The 18,273-nt window shown below is 55.6% G+C and carries 19 protein-coding genes and 1 tRNA gene; 3 read left to right on the plus strand and 17 right to left on the minus strand.

Annotated features, from left to right (window positions below; translation table 11 throughout):
• Positions 1–49: 49 nt before the first annotated feature.
• Positions 50–1,303, minus strand: a complete 1,254-nt coding sequence (locus DWZ54_RS07230) for a DAK2 domain-containing protein (RefSeq protein WP_118475148.1) — start codon at positions 1,301–1,303, stop codon at positions 50–52.
• Positions 1,304–1,617: 314 nt separating this feature from the next.
• On the opposite strand from DWZ54_RS07230, the gene rpmF reads away from it, so the two are divergent.
• Positions 1,618–1,797: a 50S ribosomal protein L32 gene (gene rpmF, locus DWZ54_RS07235; RefSeq protein WP_118015101.1), complete on the plus strand. Its 180-nt coding sequence runs from the start codon at positions 1,618–1,620 to the stop codon at positions 1,795–1,797.
• A gap of 128 nt (positions 1,798–1,925) precedes the next feature.
• Here the strand turns inward: rpmF and DWZ54_RS07240 are convergent.
• Positions 1,926–2,014: transfer RNA gene (locus DWZ54_RS07240), tRNA-Ser, on the minus strand.
• Positions 2,015–2,663: 649 nt separating this feature from the next.
• Here DWZ54_RS07240 and DWZ54_RS07245 point away from each other — a divergent pair.
• Positions 2,664–3,113 carry a Fur family transcriptional regulator gene (locus tag DWZ54_RS07245; RefSeq protein WP_118475150.1) on the plus strand — a complete coding sequence of 150 codons (450 nt, stop codon included), beginning with the start codon at positions 2,664–2,666 and terminating at the stop codon, positions 3,111–3,113.
• Positions 3,114–3,205: 92 nt separating this feature from the next.
• On the opposite strand, the gene DWZ54_RS07250 is transcribed toward DWZ54_RS07245, so the two are convergent.
• The 13 genes from DWZ54_RS07250 to DWZ54_RS07310 all read right to left on the minus strand — a co-directional run bounded on the left by DWZ54_RS07250 (position 3,206) and on the right by DWZ54_RS07310 (position 17,220).
• Complete coding sequence (locus tag DWZ54_RS07250; protein ID WP_118475152.1) at positions 3,206–5,146, minus strand: TRAP transporter permease; 1,941 nt, start codon at positions 5,144–5,146, stop codon at positions 3,206–3,208.
• A gap of 26 nt (positions 5,147–5,172) precedes the next feature.
• Positions 5,173–5,658 (minus strand): DUF1850 domain-containing protein, encoded by a 486-nt coding sequence (locus tag DWZ54_RS07255; protein WP_370245758.1) that lies wholly within the window; start codon positions 5,656–5,658, stop codon positions 5,173–5,175.
• A 215-nt stretch (positions 5,659–5,873) separates the two neighbouring features.
• Entirely contained in the window at positions 5,874–6,812 is a 939-nt protein-coding gene (locus DWZ54_RS07260; protein WP_369974331.1) for a TAXI family TRAP transporter solute-binding subunit, read from the minus strand.
• Between the two features lie 254 nt (positions 6,813–7,066).
• Positions 7,067–7,711, minus strand: a complete 645-nt coding sequence (locus DWZ54_RS07265) for a CBS domain-containing protein (protein ID WP_118015096.1) — start codon at positions 7,709–7,711, stop codon at positions 7,067–7,069.
• An 84-nt stretch (positions 7,712–7,795) separates the two neighbouring features.
• The gene (locus DWZ54_RS07270) at positions 7,796–8,500 is read right to left on the minus strand and encodes an ABC transporter ATP-binding protein (RefSeq protein WP_118475207.1); all 705 of its coding nucleotides are present in this window, start codon (positions 8,498–8,500) and stop codon (positions 7,796–7,798) included.
• Positions 8,501–8,553: 53 nt separating this feature from the next.
• A complete protein-coding gene (locus DWZ54_RS07275) occupies positions 8,554–9,318 on the minus strand; it encodes an ABC transporter ATP-binding protein (protein ID WP_118475209.1) in 765 nt (254 codons plus the stop codon).
• Position 9,319: 1 nt separating this feature from the next.
• On the minus strand, positions 9,320–10,276 hold the full coding sequence (locus DWZ54_RS07280; protein WP_118475156.1) for a branched-chain amino acid ABC transporter permease: 957 nt from the start codon (positions 10,274–10,276) through the stop codon (positions 9,320–9,322).
• Positions 10,277–10,288: 12 nt separating this feature from the next.
• Complete coding sequence (locus DWZ54_RS07285; protein WP_118015094.1) at positions 10,289–11,185, minus strand: branched-chain amino acid ABC transporter permease; 897 nt, start codon at positions 11,183–11,185, stop codon at positions 10,289–10,291.
• 66 nt (positions 11,186–11,251) lie between these two features.
• Complete coding sequence (locus DWZ54_RS07290) at positions 11,252–12,421, minus strand: ABC transporter substrate-binding protein (RefSeq protein WP_118475158.1); 1,170 nt, start codon at positions 12,419–12,421, stop codon at positions 11,252–11,254.
• Between the two features lie 299 nt (positions 12,422–12,720).
• The gene (locus DWZ54_RS07295; protein ID WP_118015092.1) at positions 12,721–13,305 is read right to left on the minus strand and encodes a 3D domain-containing protein; all 585 of its coding nucleotides are present in this window, start codon (positions 13,303–13,305) and stop codon (positions 12,721–12,723) included.
• A gap of 125 nt (positions 13,306–13,430) precedes the next feature.
• Positions 13,431–14,618, minus strand: coding sequence for a putative lipid II flippase FtsW (ftsW, locus tag DWZ54_RS07300; protein WP_118475160.1), 1,188 nt, complete (start codon positions 14,616–14,618; stop codon positions 13,431–13,433).
• 22 nt (positions 14,619–14,640) lie between these two features.
• Positions 14,641–15,291: a tRNA (guanosine(46)-N7)-methyltransferase TrmB gene (gene trmB / locus DWZ54_RS07305; RefSeq protein WP_118475162.1), complete on the minus strand. Its 651-nt coding sequence runs from the start codon at positions 15,289–15,291 to the stop codon at positions 14,641–14,643.
• Between the two features lie 12 nt (positions 15,292–15,303).
• On the minus strand, positions 15,304–17,220 hold the full coding sequence (locus tag DWZ54_RS07310) for a sigma 54-interacting transcriptional regulator (RefSeq protein ID WP_118475164.1): 1,917 nt from the start codon (positions 17,218–17,220) through the stop codon (positions 15,304–15,306).
• Positions 17,221–17,388: 168 nt separating this feature from the next.
• Here DWZ54_RS07310 and DWZ54_RS07315 point away from each other — a divergent pair, with 168 nt between their 5' ends.
• Complete coding sequence (locus tag DWZ54_RS07315) at positions 17,389–17,721, plus strand: hypothetical protein (protein ID WP_118475166.1); 333 nt, start codon at positions 17,389–17,391, stop codon at positions 17,719–17,721.
• A 135-nt stretch (positions 17,722–17,856) separates the two neighbouring features.
• On the opposite strand, the gene DWZ54_RS12020 is transcribed toward DWZ54_RS07315, so the two are convergent.
• Together DWZ54_RS12020 and DWZ54_RS12025 are read right to left on the minus strand one after the other, a co-directional pair.
• Positions 17,857–18,000 (minus strand): hypothetical protein, encoded by a 144-nt coding sequence (locus DWZ54_RS12020; protein WP_233541649.1) that lies wholly within the window; start codon positions 17,998–18,000, stop codon positions 17,857–17,859.
• Positions 17,955–18,242: a hypothetical protein gene (locus DWZ54_RS12025; RefSeq protein WP_233541650.1), complete on the minus strand. Its 288-nt coding sequence runs from the start codon at positions 18,240–18,242 to the stop codon at positions 17,955–17,957. The genes DWZ54_RS12020 and DWZ54_RS12025 overlap by 46 nt, the downstream gene beginning before the upstream one ends.
• Positions 18,243–18,273 lie beyond the last annotated feature (31 nt).

Genomic DNA, 18,273 nt, shown 5'->3' on the forward strand with positions numbered 1-18,273 from the left:
ACATTTATTTTAGCAAATCTGGCCGATATGTGCAAGCGGCCGTCCGATTTCATGCTTCCTCACTTGCCTGCTGCATCACCCGCGCATTGGCAGCCGCATCCTCATGCGGGTCAAAGGCCTTGATGGCCCGGGCCTGCTGCATCTTGTTCTCGCAGAGGACGAGCTCGACGCGCTCGCCGAGCAGGCGCTTGGCCTGCTGGAAGGCCAGGCGGAAGTCCCGGCTCCACGAGATCATCACGTAGGCAGAAGCCAGGTCGCTGTGCGCGGCATTGACGAGCTCTCCAACCGACGGGCAGGCATCTTCACTGCCGTTGACGATGACGTGCACGCCGGCCTCCTGGAGTTCCCGTGCCTGCACCTTGTTCTCCGCGACGGCCAGCAGCGCGACCTTCATGAGTGCACCGTGCGCGCCGAGCACATGGCTCTCGCTCATGTTCGTCACATGAAGATTCTTGAGCGGGCCCCAGCCGACGGCCTGCTCAATGACCTTGCCGACATGATCCGTATGCAGATGGACTTCCACGCCTTTCTCATGACGCTCCACGAGCGCAAAGCTCGAATGCTCGCGCAGATGGCGCTCGAGGGCGGGGATATCGACACGCGTATTGAGCACCGTAAAACGCACGCAATACGGGCGCACGAGATCCTCGCGCGGGTCCTGCAGCCCCGGCTGTCCGGCCTCAAGCCCCAGGGACAGGCTGACGGCCGGCGAGACGAAGTTGCCGTCGAGTCCCTTGAGGCAGCCTGACAGGAAATTGAACATGATGCGCGCACCGGCATCTTCATGGTCCACACGCTCAAGCGATGCTTCGCCGGCCTCAATGGCCGCCTGCAGAATCTCCGTGATGGGCAGGTTGGCGCGCACGGCATGGTAAGCCCCCTTGGCCACAGCCTTGGCGACCGTTATGATCGGGCGCTCCGGCTTCTCCGGCACGACGCGCTGCGCATAGAGGATGCCGTACTGGAAGGCCTTGCCGAACTCCGACGAGGTCGCATTGTACTTGCCCGACAGTCCCTTGGACAGTCCGCGGAACATCTGCGCGAGGACGATGCCCGCGCTGCCGCGGGCTCCGAAGATGGCCGCCGTCGCCACGCGGCGCGAGAGGCCACCGATGCTGTCGTCCTTCGTCTCCGCCAGCGGCATGACAGCAGCGCCCATCGTCCGCAGGATATGCGTCCCGGGCAGATGCCCCGCTCCCTTGAGTCCGTTGATCTGTTCATATTCCAGCAAGAATTCACTGTAGGCACCCGATACCATGCGCTTGAAATCACTGCCCGTGATCACTTCACTATTTCTTGTCATATCTACCACACTCATTTCTTTCTACTGCCCCTGTAACCAAAGGCAGGATTCCATTCTATAATATAATTCGCGATGAAAGGGAAATTACCTTTATTTCTGTTATATTTCTGTCAGAAAATCCTATTTTTTCTTCCCGCCGCCAGGAACAGGGAATCCCGGTCAAAAAAATAAAATTTTCCTTGCATGTCAAGGCAAAAACGGCTATCATAGATATATGTGTCAAAATCACATGATTCACGTGAACGTAATCCATCAGCATCAACCCATTGCATGGATTTCACTGAAGGATTTTCTGACTCGGAGGTGAACATCAAATGGCAGTACCAAAGCGCAAAACTTCCAAGGCCCGTCGCGATCAGCGCCGTGCAAACTGGAAATTGACGGCTCCGGGCTTCACAGCTTGCCCGCAGTGCCATGAGCCGAAAATGCCGCATCACGTATGCCCGGAATGCGGCTATTACGATGGCAAAGAAGTCATCAAGGCAGCAGAATAAGAGCACGAAGAAGAAGCTGCAGCGACGAGTGTCTTCACTCGATGCTGCAGCTTCTTTTTCTTTCTTCCAATGACCGTCCTGCACATACAAAAAAGCCCTGCAGTGCACTGCAGAGCTTCATCGTCAAATGGCAGAGAGGGTGGGATTCGAACCCACGGTGGCTATTAACCACACTTGATTTCGAGTCAAGCACCTTCGACCACTCGGACACCTCTCCGTGTTCATTGAGAACATGAAATATTATAACATACCTTTTTCGACTTGTAAAGCCATTTATTGTGATTTATGCGGCCTGCACACCATCACATCCCGTTCAAAAACAACGTACAAAGAAGAAAGTCATTTTCTCCCAGATTGACACTCCCCATGCGTAAACGCAGAGGATTCTTAATTCAACGACCGTTGCGAATCGACCTAAGCCTATTCGTCTTACACAATCTCCAAAAGCGTGAATTCCCGTGTGTCCCACGGTATTTGTGTATGTGAATGCTTGTTATCTTTACAGCCGTAAGGTCTTTAAATTACGACAGGTTGATACACGCAACCTCAACCCGCTAAGAACTGGTTGCTCGCAATGAGCCTTGGTTTTCGATTCGTCCAGTATCTATTGTGGCGGGGCTTCTCCTTTCTTTCGTATTCTTTAGGTTAAGTTCATTATACCACGAAAGTTAGCAGTTGTCCGCCTTCAATTGCTTACGCAAATTCGGCGGACGCGCCTTATATCCCCAGCCCTGAAGGGGGGGGGGACGGCGCTTTTAATAATAAATACTAGTTGACATGAACATAATTTCTGGGTAGAATAAATTAAACGATATAAATTATCCATTACCATTAAATTTTTAAGAAACAAGGAGAAGGTGAATACCATGCTAAGCCCGATGGAACTGGCAGGCCGGCTGCGCGCAGCCGGCTTCAAGGTGACGCCGCAGCGTCTGGCTGTCTACAATATGCTTTCCCATACCAAGGCACATCCAAACGCTGACACCATCTACAAGGAGCTGCAGCCCCTCTACCCCACGATGAGTTTGGCCACGGTCTACAAGGCCCTTTCCATTCTCTGCGATCTGGGACTTGCCCAGGAGCTCAACGTAGGCGAGGATGCATTCCGCTACGATGCGGATACGAGTCATCACCCGCATGTCCGCTGCACGAAATGCGGCCGCGTTGATGATGTCCCTGCCCTCAAGACGGAAGGTGTATACCAGGAAGTCACGCGTGAGACCGGTTATGCCCTTACCGACCATCAGATCTATTTCTTCGGCGTTTGCCCGGAATGCCAGGAAAAACAGCAGCAGCATATGCATGCCATGCATTAAACAAATGATGCATCCCTTGATAAAAGAAAGGCGCTTCCAAATGAATGGAAACGCCTTTCTTTTATTATGTCAATGCCCGAAAAATAAGCATGTCAGGCAGCGGCTGCCGCCTTGCGGCGTCTGAGCTGCAGGAAGAGGATGAGGAGGAACAGGACAAAGCCTGCAGCATCCGTCATGTAGCCCGGCTTGATCATCATGAGACCGCCCGCGACGAGCACGAGGCGTTCAAGCAGGCTGCAGTCGTCCGCCAGATAGCCGATGAGCGCCGACGATACGGCAATCATGCCGATGAGCGCGGTCAGTGTTGTCATGATGAGATTGAACGCCGTCGCATCCACCATCAGGAGGACCGGCGACAGGACAAACATGTACGGGATAATAAAGGCTGCTATGGCCAGCTTCGAGGCATTGATACCGGTCCTCAGCGGATCGCCGCCCGCGATGCCGGCACCGGCAAAGGCCGCGAGGGCCACCGGCGGCGTGACATCGGCGATGATGCCGAAGTAAAATACGAACATATGCGCGCATAGTACTGGTACGCCCATCTGCACGAGCGCCGGCGCGGCAATCGTCGACGTGATGACGTAATTGGCCGTCGTCGGCACGCCCATGCCGAGGACAATGGCCGTGATCATCGTGAAGAACATCGTCGGCAGCAGCAGGCCGCCCGAGAGGTCAAGCAGGCCGGAAGCGAGCTTGAGGCCCACGCCTGTCTTCGTGACAACGCCGATGACAATACCGGCCGCCGCACACGCGACGAGTACGGACAGGACGTTGCGCGCGCCCTTGTCGAGCCCCTTGACGATCTCAATGGGCTTCATGCGCGTCGATTTGCGCAGAGCCGAGCAGACAATGGAGAGCACGATGGCCACGAGAGCGGCACGCATCGGCGTATAGCCAGCGACCAGGAGATAGACAATGACAATGAGCGGCAGGGCCAGATGGCCGCGTTCGCGCAGGATGACGCCGAATTTCGGCAGATCCTTGCGCGGGATGCCCTTGAGGTTGCTGCGCTTGGCCTCGAAGTGAACGCCGAGCCATACACCGGCAAAATAGAGGAAAGCCGGTACGATGGCAGCCTTGACGATATCGATGTACGGCACGCCGATGAACTCCGCCATCAGGAAGGCCGCAGCGCCCATGACCGGCGGCATCAGCTGGCCGCCGGTCGAAGCGGCTGCCTCGACAGCGCCGGCAAAGTTCTTGTGGTAACCGAGCTTCTTCATCATCGGGATGGTCAGCGAGCCCGTTCCCACGACATTGGCAACCGAGCTGCCCGAGACGGTACCCATGAGTCCGGAGGACAGGACGGCAACCTTGGCCGGGCCGCCGCTGGCCCAGCCGGCCACGGCATTCGCGAGGTCGATGAAGAATTTGCCGAGGCCCGTCGATTCCAGATAGGCGCCGAACAGGATGAAGAGAAAGATGAAGGTCGAGGAAACGCCGAGCGGGATGCCGAAGACGCCTTCTGTCGTGAAGTAGAGATGACCGACGAGCTGCTCCAGCGTCAGGCCGCGATGCGCAAGCACCCCCGGCATGTAAGGCCCGGCAAATGCATAGGCGATGAAAGCCAGAACAACACAGACCATCGGCAGGCCGACGATACGGCGCGCCGCCTCGATGACGAGCAGGATGCCGAGCGTGCCGACGACGAGGTCGGTGCTGGAAACCATGCCCGAGCGCAGGACAAGCTGGCGGTACTCAATGACGATATACGCCGGTGTTGCCGCGCCTAAAATGGCCAGCAGCAAATCAAACGGATGCAGCTTGTGGCGCGACCAGGATTTGCGCGTCGGATACAAGAGATAGACAAGCGTGAGGCCGAAGCCCAGGTGGACAGCACGCTGGAGCTGTGCATCGAGCACGCCGAACGTGGCCGTATAGAGCTGGAACACCGAAAACACGATGGCAATGGCCGAAACGATCTTGGCCATGAGGCCCGTATACATCATGGTATCGGATTCCTTGTCGTATTTCTTGAGGATGTCCTCGGGTGTGGATGCTGGTTTGTTTTTTTCGGGTTTATCTGTCATATGGATACCATCCCTTCCTGAATGCGTCAGCCGCACAGAGCACGGTAAAGCGGCGCGATGTAAAGATCGATGCGCGTGCCGGGTGCATACCGTTCATACAGCCGGTATTCCCTGCCCGCGACCGTCAGGGTGAGTTTCGTCCCGACTCCGGTACGCAGCTGGAGTGACGGGAAATGACGATGCATGTGATCGAATACATAATAATCCCCTTCCTGCCGGAACGCCCCTTCTTCCGCAAGGAAGGGCAGGCCGACGCCAAACGACTGGTATTTCGTCGAAAGCAGGTCAAAGCCATCGCGTTTCTCGTTCACTTCCAGATTTTCCATCACCGGCGTCTTCTGCACCGAATGGATGAAGTGAATGGAAAACGGCAGCTCCGGGCGTGCCTCCACGAGAGCCACCCGCTCGCCGGCTGCTGAGACGACAAAGCAGGGCGTCAGCAGCACGTCGAGCAGCCCGAGGCAGATGCCCAGCAGGCAGAGTACAATCGGAATGCGAGCATTGCGCAGCAAAAAATCACCATCTTCAACCAGAAAGAGACTTCCCGCCATCGCCCCATGCGCACCTGCACGAGAAGCTTCCCCGCAACGAGTGCCGGGCCGCCGCTCCGCTCAGAAGAACTGCTGCCGGAGCCATGGAAGGAAGTCTCTATCCCATCATGAAACAAAATCTGTATTGACAGCGGCAAAGGAGCCGCTCTTGTCACCGGTCAGATGACGTTCATTCCTCATTCCTTGAAGAACTTCTCTGCGCCGGCATTCATATCGAGGGACATGCCCTTCATGGCGCCCTCTTTCGTGATGAGCTTGCCGACGGAATGTGCTGCCTGGAGGCGGTCAAGGTTCGTGAAGAGCGCCTTGGCAATTTCATAGCCCAGCTTATCGTCCACCTTATCGGATGCAACGAGCATAGCCATGACCGAGATGGTCGGGACATCCTCATCAAAGCCGGCATACGTGCCAGCCGGTACCGTCGTCTTCGTGTAGAACGGATACTTGGCAATCAAAGCATCAGCCTTGTCCGCATCCACAGGCAGCAGGCGAATCTTGTTCTGCGAAGCGATATCCTGTACGGAGGAAGTCGGATAGCCAGCCGTCAGGAATGCGGCATCGACGTTGCCATCCTTGAGGGCGCTGGCGCCTTCCGCAAAGGACAGGTACTGGACATCGATATCATCATACGTGATGCCATATGCCTCGAGGATCTGGCGGGCATTGGCCTCTGCACCGGAGCCTGCCGCACCGACGGCTACGCGCTTGCCCTTGAGGTCCGCGATGCTCTTGATGCCGGCCTTATCGAGCGTGACAAACTGGCAGGTTTCCGGATACAGTGTCGCGATGCCGCGGATGTTGTCGACCTTCTTGTCCTTGAACATCTCCGTGCCGTGAACGGCATAATACGTGATATCATTCTGGACAATGGCCAGGTCGACGGAACCATCCTTGAGCATGTTGATATTCGCCACCGTGGCGCCGGTGCTCTGCGCACTGGCGTTCATGCCTTCAATATCCTTGTTGAGGATTTCCGCCATCGCACCGCCGATCGGATAGTACGTACCAGCCGTACCGCCCGTGGCGATATTGAGGAATTTCTTCTGTGAACTTTCGCTGCCACAACCTGCAAGCATGGCAACACTGAGGACTGCTATGATACCCACAGCCAACATTTTGGTGAATGCATGTAACTTCATCGAAAACGCCCCCGCTCTCATACAAACATGTATTAACAAATATATTACGTATAAGAGTATAACATAGATTATATACAGTAATCAAGCCATTGAAAAAGAATACATGTAATTATGTAATGTTTATCTGTATACAAAACACAAAAGGAGCCTTATCCCTTCTGTGGGAAAAGGCTCCTTTGCCTGAAAAACCGATGGCTGCACAGCTTTTCCTGTGCGGCGCATAAATGTCCTCAGCCGATCTTGGCCGTATGGATGACCTCGTAGCCCTTGGCCTCGATCTTCTTCTTCACGTCATCGACATCGGGAATATCGCCGCGGACGACGATTTCATACTTGCCGTACGGCTGACGGCAGGTCACGAGGCTGTCGATGGAAAGGCCACACTCCGTGAAGATGCCGGCAATATCGTGAACGACGCCGATCTTGTTGTCGACGAGCAGCGTCAGGCGCGTCTTGCCCTCCTGCAGGCCCATGACATCAACAAACGTCTTAAAGATATCCGTCTCCGTGATGACACCCACGACCGTGCCGACTTTAGAGACAACCGGCAGACCGCCAATCTTATGCTTGTACATGATGAGCGCCGCTTCCTCGATGGTGGCGTCCTCATCGACCGAAATGACCGGTGTCTGCATGACATCCGAGATCTTGAGCTTTGCGAGGAGCGACCGCTCCTCATAGCGCGAGAGCGTCGTGGCCGGCGACGGCATCACGCGCATGAGGTCCTTGTCGGAAAGGAAGCCCACGAGCTTGCCATTCTCCACAACCGGCAGGCGGCGGAAATGCCCCTTCCGCATCGCGGAAGCCGCTTCGTCCACTGTCGTATCCGGCGTTACCGTCACCGGGTTCTTCGCCATGCGATTTGCTACAAACATCACTTCATCCCCCTTACATCCTTTGCCTGTACTTTGCCGAAATACTTCGCTGCCAGCACGGGAAAATCCTGCCATAACTGCGGATCAGCCGCCCAGATAAGCCTTGCGGACATCCTCGCTCGCAGCGAGTTCCTGCGCTGCACCGGACAGGGTAATGCGTCCCGTCTCGAGCACATACGCGCGGTTGGCAATCGAAAGCGCCATATTCGCATTCTGCTCAACGAGCAATACGGTCGTGCCACTCTTGTTGATGTCCTCGATGATGTGGAAGATTTCCTTGATGAGCAGCGGCGCGAGACCCATGGAGGGCTCATCGAGCAGCAGGAGCTTCGGACGGCTCATGAGCGCACGGCCCATCGCGAGCATCTGCTGCTCGCCGCCTGACAGCGTGCCGGCCGACTGATTCCTGCGTTCCTCAAGGCGCGGGAAGAGCTCAAAAACCTTCTTGAGATCCTTCTGGATGCCTGCCTTGTCCTTGCGTACAAAGGCACCGAGATCCAGGTTCTCCATGACGGTCATCTCCGCAAAGACGCGGCGTCCTTCCGGCACCTGCGAGATGCCCTCGCGGACAATCTGATGAGCCGGCACGCCGGCGATATTCTTCCCCATGAACGTGATGGAGCCGTTCTTCGGCTTCAGGAGGCCCGAGATTGTGCGCAGTGTCGTCGACTTGCCGGCGCCGTTGGCACCGATGAGCGTCACGATCTCGCCCTGATTGACCTCGAGGCTGATGCCCTTGAGTGCATGGATGGCACCGTAGTATACATCGATGTTATCTATTTTCAGCATAGGTTCTGCCATATACATACCTGCTTTCCGTACTTTTCACCTGATGGACGGCGTCATTCGCCGCCCAGATAAGCCCGGATGACCTCCGGATTCTGCTTGATCTCGTCCGGCGTCCCCTGCGCGATGACCTCGCCGTACTCCAGCACATAGATGCGCTCGCAGATGCCCATGACGAGACTCATATCATGCTCGATGAGCAGGATGGTCAGGCCGAATTCATGGCGGATCCAGCGGATCATATCCATGAGTTCCTTCGTCTCCTGCGGGTTCATGCCGGCAGCCGGCTCGTCGAGCAGCAGGAGCTTCGGCTTGGCCGCGAGCGCGCGGGCGATCTCGAGGCGGCGCTGTGCGCCGTATGGGAGATTCTTCGCCACTTCATCCGCTTTATCCTCCAGATGGAAGATCTTGAGCAGTTTACGGCTCTCCTCCTCGATAGCCTCCTCCTCGCGGAAGTAGCGCCCGATGCGCAGCACGGATTCAATCAGTCCGTATTTGACATGATAATGGAAGGCAATCTTGACATTCTCCAAGACCGTGAGCTCAGAGAACAGGCGGATGTTCTGGAAAGTACGCGCGATGCCGCGCTGCGTGACCTGGTACGGCTTGAGGCCGACGATGCTCCTGCCCTCGAAGGAAATGTTGCCCGAGGTCGGCTGATAAACGCCGGTCAGCATGTTGAACACAGTCGTCTTGCCCGCGCCGTTCGGACCGATGAGGCCGACGAGCTCGCCGCGGTTGAGACGCAGATTGAAGTCAGACACAGCCTTGAGGCCACCGAAAACCTCCGAAACGTTTTCGGCGAGCAGGATTTCATTCATATCACTCATGCGGCGTGCCTCCTTTCTTGAAGATACGGCGGAAGATGCCCATATTCGTGACTTCCATGTAGCCGAAGAGGCCCTGCGGACGATAAAACATCAGAAGAATCAGCGCGATGGCGTAGATGATCATGCGGAACTCCGGCCAGCTCGCGAGGGCCGCCGAAATGAACGTGACGACGAAAGCACCGGCAATCGAGCCCGTGATCGAGCCGAGACCGCCCATGACAACCATGATGAGGTAATTGAAGGTCTGCATGAAGGTGAATGACGACGGGCTGATGATATAGAAGCAGTGCGCGAAGAGTCCGCCCGCCACACCGGCAAACGCCGCGCCAATCGTAAAGGCCATGACCTTGTACTTTGTCGTATTGACGCCCATGGATTCTGCCGCGATCTCATTCTCGCGGATGGCCAGGCAGGCGCGGCCATGGTTTGAGTTGACGAAGTTCTTGATGAAGAACAGCGTGAACAGCATGATGAAGAACACCCAGGCAAACGTCGTGTTGTGCGGGATGCCCTTGAAGCCGGCTGCACCGCCGACATACTGGATGTTCATGATGACGATGCGGATGATTTCGCCGAGGCCGAGCGTCGCGATGGCCAGATAGTCGCCGCGCAGGCGCAGGGTCGGAATGCCGACGAGGAAGCCCAGGAAGCCGGCTGCAATGCCGCCGGCAATCAGCGCGAGGCCGAACGGCACATGGAAATTCGTCGTGAGCACGACGCCGACATAGGCACCGACGGCCATGAAGCCGGCGTGGCCGAGGGAGAACTGGCCCGTATAGCCGTTGATGAGGTTGAGGCTCGCGGCCAGGATGATATTGATGCCGATGATGAGCAGATTGAGCTGCCAGAAGGAACTCAGGATGCGTCCCGTGATCATTCCCTGCAGCACGGCAAACAGGACCAGGGAAAGGGCGAGCATGATCAGATCATTTTTACGTAAGTACTTCATATGCTCCCCTCCTTACACTTTTTCTTTCGTGTTCTTGCCGAAGATGCCCGTCGGGCGGACCAGGAGCACGAGAATCAGAATGGCGAAAGCCGCGGCATCGCGGAACGTCGAGGAAATGAAGCCCGAGACGAACGCTTCGACGACGCCGAGAATCAAACCGCCGACCACGGCGCCCGGCAGGATGCCGATGCCGCCGAGGACAGCCGCGACAAAGGCCTTGAGGCCCGGCATGATGCCCATGAGCGGATCGATGGAATTGTAGTAGATGCCGACGAGGACACCGGCGACAGCTGCGAGCGCCGAACCGATGCCGAACGTGATCGAGATGATGCGGTCCGAATTGATGCCCATGAGCTCGGCCGTCTCCGTATCGAAGGAGGCCGCGCGCATGGCTTTGCCCGTCTTCGTCCGCTGGACGATGTACGTCAGGATGACCATGAGCACTGCCGTGATGCCGAGGATCAGCATCTGCTGACCGTTGATGACGATGCCGCCGAGGGAATCGATTGTCACGGCGACATCGCCGAACATCGCGGGGAACGTGCGCGGCGTCGGCGAAACAAAATACATCGTCGTGTACTCCAGGAAGAACGAGACGCCGATAGCCGTGATGAGCACGGAGATACGCGGTGCATGGCGCAGCGGCTTATAGGCCAGCCGCTCGACCAGCATGCCGAGCGCGCCCGTAACGACAAGCGAGATGAGCAGTGACGGCACGATTGAGAGATGTGCCTGTGTGATGGCAAAGAAACCGATGTAAGCGCCCACCATGTAGATATCGCCATGGGCGAAGTTGATGAGCTTGATAATACCGTAAATCATCGTATAGCCTAACGCAATGAGGGCGTAGATGCTCCCGAGCGATATGCCGTTGATGAGCTGCTGCAAGACTTGATGCAAGACTTCCATAGAGAGCTCCTTCCATACAGATGGCAAGAGGCCGCATTCCTGCGGCCCCCTTCTATTCGCTGTTCCTTACTCTTCCGGCATGATCTTGGCAACCATTACGCGATCGCCATTCTTGTTCTCCAGGATGACGGCCTGCTTGATCGGGTTGTGGTTCTTGTCCATCGTGATGGTACCCGTACCGACCTTGAGGTCCTTTGTCTCCTCGAGAGCCTTCTGGATCTTCTCCGGATCTGCGCTGCCTGCACGCTTGATGGCATCGGCAAGCATCTTGCCGGCATCATAGCCGAGAGCAGCGAATACGTTCGGCATATGACCGTACTTCTTCTGGAATGCTTCCACGAACGGTTTTACGGATTCATCCTTATCGGAGTAATGGGTGCTGAAATACGTGTTGTTCAGGGCATCGGCACCGGCAATATCCGTTACTTTCGAATCATCCCAGCCATCCGTGCCGAGGATTGGGCTCGTGATGCCGAGCTCGCGGGCCTGCTTGACAATCTTGCCGACCTCTTCATAATAAGCCGGAACAAAGATGACATCGGCATTTGCCGTCTTGATCTTCGTCAGAGTGGCCTTGAAATCCTGGTCCTTGGCAAGGAAGGCTTCTTCCATGACGACTTTGCCGCCGGCAGCTTCAAACTTCTCCTTGAAGACCTTGCCGAGGCTCTTGGAGTAATCCGTGCTGTTGTCGACATAGATGACAGCTGTCTTGGCCTTGAGGTTCTCGCTGGCAAACTTCGCCATGACCGTGCCCTGCTGCGGGTCGATGAAGCAGCTGCGGAACACGAACGGCTTGACCTGACCATTTTCTACCGTGACATCCGGGCTCGTGGCATCCGGCGCGATGATGGGGACCTTGTTATCCGTCGCCACCTGAGACTCGGCAATGACGTTAGCCGTGACAGCCGGGCCTACGAGAACCGATACTTTATCATCCGAGATCAGCTTCGTCGCGGCATTGACGGCCTCAGACGCCTCTGACTTGTTGTCGGCCGTGACGAGCGTGATCTTCTTGCCGTCCACGCCGCCGGCATCGTTGATCTCATCGATGGCGAGCTTCAGGCCGTCGAGTGTCGCACTGCCGTAGTTGGCGACGTTACCGGTCATCTCGAAGTTTGCACCGACCTTGATCTCATTGCTATCCGATTGGCTGCCGCAGCCTGCCAGCACGCCGCCCATCAGCATCGTGCCAATGAACACGCTGGCGAGTTTCAAGCTTTTCTTGCTGAAATTCATACGGATTCCTCCCTTTTGCTTTCCCAAATCTCTATTGCATTTCCATGCGATGCATTCATTATAGTTTACACCTTTACAATAGTCAATAGCTTGTATTAAAAAATTGCACCGATACACCTATTTTGTTTTTCTAAAACGGACTTTCCTCGTGTTCTATGCGAACTTGTATCGTTGAAACGGAAAAAATATCTAAAAAGTACACGAAGTAAAGTGTAAGTTTACACTTTTGTTGTATACTTTGTGCAGCTATGCATACGCAAAAGAGCACGGCCAAAGCCGTGCTCCATTCTGAAAGGGAATCAATCCCTGATATATACTTCCAGATCTTGTCTGCCAAAACTCAATGCTTCTTCATGTGTGTCGAATGCCACATCGATGCGGTTTCCCTGGATGGCCCAGCCGATGTCTTCAGCTACAGCCTCCCCGTAACCCGGGATATAGACATGTGTCCCGAGCGGGATCACACTGGGATCCACTGCGATAACCCCGTAGCGGACACGCGTCCCCGAGGCCGTATAGCTCGAATTGCCGGGGTCTTCGGCACTGTAGGCCGTCGCATTCACATAAATCACGCGGCTGCCGCCGCGGCTCGCCAGTCCCTCTTCGGGGCCGTCGTATTCCTCGCCGCCTGAAAGCACCCAATACGTGCCGTTGCCGCAGATGCCGTCCGTATCCAGCCCATTGGCCTTCTGGAACGCCTTGATGGCGGCCACCGTCCTGGCACCGCAGATGCCGTCAGCACTGTCATCGAGCCAGCCCTGCTCGATGAGCAGCGTCTGCACCCGGCGCACAGCCTGACCACGCGAGCCCTGTTTGACGAGGATCGAAGAAGCGAATGCTTCTGTCGTAAAGGAGAGCAGGGTAAGGGTCACCAGAAGAACCATGGAAAAAAACCATCGATTATGCAAGTGAAAACACCTCTCTCTGAATATCCACTCAAAAGCACATCTATCTATGACATATCTACTCCATCATTTTACCATAACAGACAAGCGTCCGTCAAAAAAGCCTATTTTACGAGATGGAGCCCCGCCGGCTGGGAAGGCGGCTCTTGAGGGCTTTCCTCCTGTATGGACTCAGAAGACTGTGGTGACTGACTCTTGCGCCCATGGTAGCAGACGTTCAGCAGGATGCCCATCGACGCCATCGTGACGATCAGGGATGAACCGCCGTAACTGATGAACGGCAGCGGCACACCGACGACCGGGAAGGCGCCGCTGACCATGAAGAGATTGCCGACAGCCTGGCCGACGACGAGCAGCATGATGCCGATGGTCAGGATCTGCCCATAGAGATCCTGGGCGCGGCTTGCGATGTAATAGCAGCAGATGGTCAGCAGGAAGAACATCAGGATGACCATGAAGACGCCGATGTAACCATGCTCCTGGGCGAAAATGGCAAAGGCGAAGTCCGTGTGGGCCTCCGGCAGGTATTCATACTTGCTGACGCCCGTGCCGAGTCCCATGCCCCAGAAGCCGCCCGAGCCGATGGTCGACATGGACTGGACCGCCTGATAACCTACGCCCTGCGCATCGCTCCAGGGATCATACGTCACACGCACGCGCTCCAGGCGATAGGGCTGTGAGACAATCAGGGTGGGAATCACGACGAGGGCACCGAGCAGCAGGAATTTGAGATATTTCCACGGAATGCCGACGGTAAAGGCCATGAGGAACGGCACACCAAAGACGATGCAGGCCGTGCCCATGTCCGGCTCAAGCTCGACGAGTCCTGCCACAACTGCCATCAGGATGTACGGGCCGCTCCAGACCTTGATGGTTCTTCCCGCCTTGACCTGGACCGCAAGGTAATTGGCCGCCACGAAGATGCCGAGAAGTTTCGCAAACTCAGCCGGCTGAAAACTGAAGCCGCCAACGGACAGCCAGCGCCGCGCACCATTGACCACATTGCCAAAGAACAGAACGGCCACCAGTGAAGCGACGACAAAGAGCAGGAACCAGGGCAGCCATCTACGCCAGCGGTGGTAATTGATCCGGCTGCAGACGAAGCAGACAGAGATGCCGATGAGCAGCCAGATGACATGGCGAAGCAGGAAATAATACGGATTGTTGTATTCCGTAGCCGCCTTGACAAAGCTCGAGCTGAACACATTGATGGTCCCCAGCAGGAGCAGCACGGCCATGATCACAATAACCGGTTCTGCCTCGTTGCTCCAGAGGGTTTTCCGGATACGCATCAAAAAGCCTCCTTATGAGAAGTCAATCAAAGATGACTTCGCAGCGATTGATCTTCTCGCCGAAGCCGCTGAACTTGCGTTCGTATTCCGTCATGATATTGTCCGGACGATCTTCCGCGTGCAAATCGAAGGAGATATCTTGGACGCGCAGGCCGGCTTCTTCAAACTGTTCCAGCGAAAAATCAAAGAGCGGACGATTATCCGTCTTGAAGTGCAGCTCTCCGCCTTTCTTGAGAAGCTGACGATATTTCTCGAGAAAGCCGACATGCGTGAGACGGCGCTTCGCATGGCGTTTCTTCGGCCAGGGATCGCAGAAATTGATGTAGAAGCGGTCTACCTCGCCCGGCGCAAAGATATCCTCGATGTGATTGATGTCAAAGACCAGCAGGCGAACATTCTTGAGTTCCTTTTCCGCGACCTTCTTCGCAGCAGAATACAGGACATCCTGTTGCATCTCGATGCCGATGTAATTGTTTTCCGGATGACGTTCTGCCAGCTGGCTGATAAAATCGCCCTTGCCCGTGCCGAGCTCGACGTGGAGCGGGGCCTGGCGGCCAAAGATTTCCGCCCACTTGCCCTTCTTCTCCTCGCCGATTTCCTGGTCACGGCTCACGACAAAATCATCGAATTCATGGATGGCCTCATCGACCCATGGCTTTCTTCTTAAACGCACAGTCTGATCTCCTTATTTCTTCTCGAGATTGTATTTCTTCAGATAACGGTAAAGCGTCACGCGGCTGACATTCAACAGATTGGCGAGACGGCTGACATTGCCGCCCGCTGCCTGCCAGGCCTTGACGAATACATCCTTATCCTCTTTCCACTTGTTGTCCGGCTTCACATCGCCCATGAGGCTGATGTCCTCGGGTGCGATGGTATCCTTCGTCGTATTGAAGAAGGCGTACTCCAGCACGCTCTGGAGCTGCTTGATGTTGCCCGGCCAGTCGTAATTGCGCAGGACATCGTCCGTCTCCTTGAGGATGCGTTTTGGCTTCATCTGATGCTGCTCGGCAAGCTCGGCGACGATATGCTCAGCGAGCTTCGGGATGTCCTCGCGGCGGCTCCTGAGAGGCGGTACGCGCACGACGCTCTTCGAGACGATCTCGTAGAGTTCCGGGGCAAAGAGGCCACGCTCCGTCAGGCGCTTGAGATCGCTGTCACAGGCCGCGATGATGCGCACATCGATATCGCGGTAGACGTTCTCGCCGATGCGGCGCGTCCTGCCCGTCTTGAGGGCATTGGCCAGTTCGACGGCGATGTTCTTCGGCATCTTCTCGATCTCATCGAGGAACAGCGTGCCGCCCGAAGCGAGCTCGAGGCGTCCCTGATGGCTGACCTCCGGGCTCATCATGACACCGAAGAGCTCCTGCTCGAGAAGTTCCGGCGTCGTATCGCCGCAGCGCAGCGAGATGAGCGGGCCTGCCGCGCGTGGGCTGGCCTGATGGATGCCGTGTGCCATGCGCTGCTTGCCGGTCCCCGCCTCACCCTGGATGAGGATGTGATGCTTGTTCTTGGCCACACGGGCAGCCTTGGCGCGCACGCTGGCAAAGGTCGTGCCCTCGCCCACCATCGAACTCAGGCTGTATTTGGCCGTATAGCCTGCCGCATGGGCCACGAGCGTGCGCAGGTCCTCAATCGGCATCGAGACGACGACCACCGATTCGACCGCGCGGTCGGCATCGCGCTCGAGCGGCACGACCGTCGTGATGTCCTCATACGTCTTCTTCGGCGTAATCCACGTCACTTCCTTGTTGTACGAAGGCACACCATTGAAGCCCTTGTAGATGGGCGTATGCTGGTAATTCATGATGACGTCGTTGAGATTGGACGTATACTTCTTATCGCCGTCCTTCTTCGCACCGATGCCCTCGAGGCGCGTATGGCCGAGCTCATTGGCATAAGCCACCTCGCCGCCCGGCATGACGTGGTAGACGGCAAACGGCGTCGCATCGAGGATGGCCTCTTCGGCCTTTATGCGAATCGACTCCGTCAGATGCTGCTCGAGTGCGTTCTTCATCGTATAGAGCAGCGCGATGATGGCATCCTGCGGCAACGGCACCTGCTCCATCGACACCAGCGTGATGATGTAGTGGAATTCGCCGTTGACCTTGATTGGCGCCGAGCACGCATCACCGAGCTGGCACTCCTTGATCCACATCTCCGGACCAAACATCCAGAACGCCGTCTGATGTGCATAGGCCACGCTGATGCTCGACGTGCCGATATCCTCGATGCCGACGCGCACACCCTCAATCTCGCCCGGCGTCATCTGGTAGAACGGCAGCGAATAACTCTTGAGCACGCGGCATTCCGCATCGATGAGCAGCAGCGACAGATTGTACTCCTGGAAAAACTCACGGATTTCCTCGCTCAATTTGCCCAGGTAGTCAATGGCATCCTGATGCTTCTTCTGCAGATCGGCAAACTCATCCTTTGCCATCTTGCGCGTCACGTCCATCGTCTCCGTGCCAATGCCAAGCTCCTTGCTCTTGAGCCACGATTCTGCCACCCAGGGATGCACGTTCGGGTCAAGCACTCCCTCTTCGACAAATTTCTTATAGTAGCCTTCCAGCTTGCTCCTGCTGCGATGTTCTCGGATCATAAAAATCCCTCCAACTCTTTTATTAGAACCGCAAACGGTCTGCTTTGCGAAATATCGTATCTTTTATTTTAACAAGCATCGTTGACACCTGCAATTCTTTTTGCAAAAAAGTTTACAAAAATGTATAATATGGGGTGATTACATGTAAAGAAAGATAGGTGTACCGTTATGGCAAATCAGTACAAAAAATTGCAAAAAAAGCTGTATTCCCAGAAAAATTCGTCAAAAAAGACGCCTGAGCCCAAAGTTGGCAAGGATTACATGCTGCTGATTTTAATTGTCTTCACTGTTTTTGTGGGGATTGCCGGCTGGTCGCAACTTGATGTCATGAATCGTTCCATGTACGCTTTGCTGACGATTTCACTGTCTCTGACTTATATCCGCCGTCACGCCAAGCTCAGTGAAACCATGCAAGTCATCGTGGAACGGACCAGTCTGGTTTGTCTTGGTTGTGCTGTTATAGTCTTTTTCGTTGTTCTGTATCAGCAGTTCTTCGGGTAAACAATACCTCCGCCTTCCCAACATGTCAAAAAGCTGTCACATCTTCCGGATGATGACAGCTTTTTTCATTCCATATTTTCCCAACAGAAAAAGCTCTGACCGAAGTCAGAGCTCTCATTATTTGTCGTGAAGGAATTATTTATGCTCCCAGATATCAACGCGGCGGTTATCGGCTTTGCCCTGATCCGTTGCGTTCGTGGATACCGGGTTGTTCTCGCCTTTGTAGTCAAGGCTCATGCGGCTGCTGCTGACACCGTTGTCGGTTGCATACTTGGCCACATTGTCAACGCGGCGCTTCGACAGATCTTCGTTGTACTCCTGCGAAGCATCGGATACCCGAGGCCGACATTGAAGTTCCACTTGGAGCTGCTCTCATTGCTGGCAAACTTTGCCTTCGGTGCCCAGGCACCGAGATCCAGCTGCCATTCACCCTGCTCCCAGGAGGTCTGCGGAGCAGCACTTGCCATCGAAGCGGCCGTCGCCAGAGCCGTCAGCGTTGCGACGAGTACCTTTTTTCTCACAACAAAACCCTCTTCCCTATCATCACATAAT

Source organism: Mitsuokella sp. AF33-22, assembly GCF_003475755.1.
Lineage (GTDB): Bacteria > Bacillota > Negativicutes > Selenomonadales > Selenomonadaceae > Mitsuokella.

Coding starts and splice junctions, on each gene's coding strand:
- DWZ54_RS07230 (WP_118475148.1), bottom strand. CDS start 1,303: ATGACAAGAAATAGTGAAGTGATCACGGGCAGTGATTTCAAGCGCATG.
- rpmF (WP_118015101.1), top strand. CDS start 1,618: ATGGCAGTACCAAAGCGCAAAACTTCCAAGGCCCGTCGCGATCAGCGC.
- DWZ54_RS07245 (WP_118475150.1), top strand. CDS start 2,664: ATGCTAAGCCCGATGGAACTGGCAGGCCGGCTGCGCGCAGCCGGCTTC.
- DWZ54_RS07250 (WP_118475152.1), bottom strand. CDS start 5,146: ATGACAGATAAACCCGAAAAAAACAAACCAGCATCCACACCCGAGGAC.
- DWZ54_RS07260 (WP_369974331.1), bottom strand. CDS start 6,812: ATGTTGGCTGTGGGTATCATAGCAGTCCTCAGTGTTGCCATGCTTGCA.
- DWZ54_RS07265 (WP_118015096.1), bottom strand. CDS start 7,711: ATGTTTGTAGCAAATCGCATGGCGAAGAACCCGGTGACGGTAACGCCG.
- DWZ54_RS07270 (WP_118475207.1), bottom strand. CDS start 8,500: ATGCTGAAAATAGATAACATCGATGTATACTACGGTGCCATCCATGCA.
- DWZ54_RS07275 (WP_118475209.1), bottom strand. CDS start 9,318: ATGAATGAAATCCTGCTCGCCGAAAACGTTTCGGAGGTTTTCGGTGGC.
- DWZ54_RS07280 (WP_118475156.1), bottom strand. CDS start 10,276: ATGAAGTACTTACGTAAAAATGATCTGATCATGCTCGCCCTTTCCCTG.
- DWZ54_RS07285 (WP_118015094.1), bottom strand. CDS start 11,185: ATGGAAGTCTTGCATCAAGTCTTGCAGCAGCTCATCAACGGCATATCG.
- DWZ54_RS07290 (WP_118475158.1), bottom strand. CDS start 12,421: ATGAATTTCAGCAAGAAAAGCTTGAAACTCGCCAGCGTGTTCATTGGC.
- DWZ54_RS07295 (WP_118015092.1), bottom strand. CDS start 13,305: ATGGTTCTTCTGGTGACCCTTACCCTGCTCTCCTTTACGACAGAAGCA.
- ftsW (WP_118475160.1), bottom strand. CDS start 14,618: ATGCGTATCCGGAAAACCCTCTGGAGCAACGAGGCAGAACCGGTTATT.
- DWZ54_RS07310 (WP_118475164.1), bottom strand. CDS start 17,220: ATGATCCGAGAACATCGCAGCAGGAGCAAGCTGGAAGGCTACTATAAG.
- DWZ54_RS07315 (WP_118475166.1), top strand. CDS start 17,389: ATGGCAAATCAGTACAAAAAATTGCAAAAAAAGCTGTATTCCCAGAAA.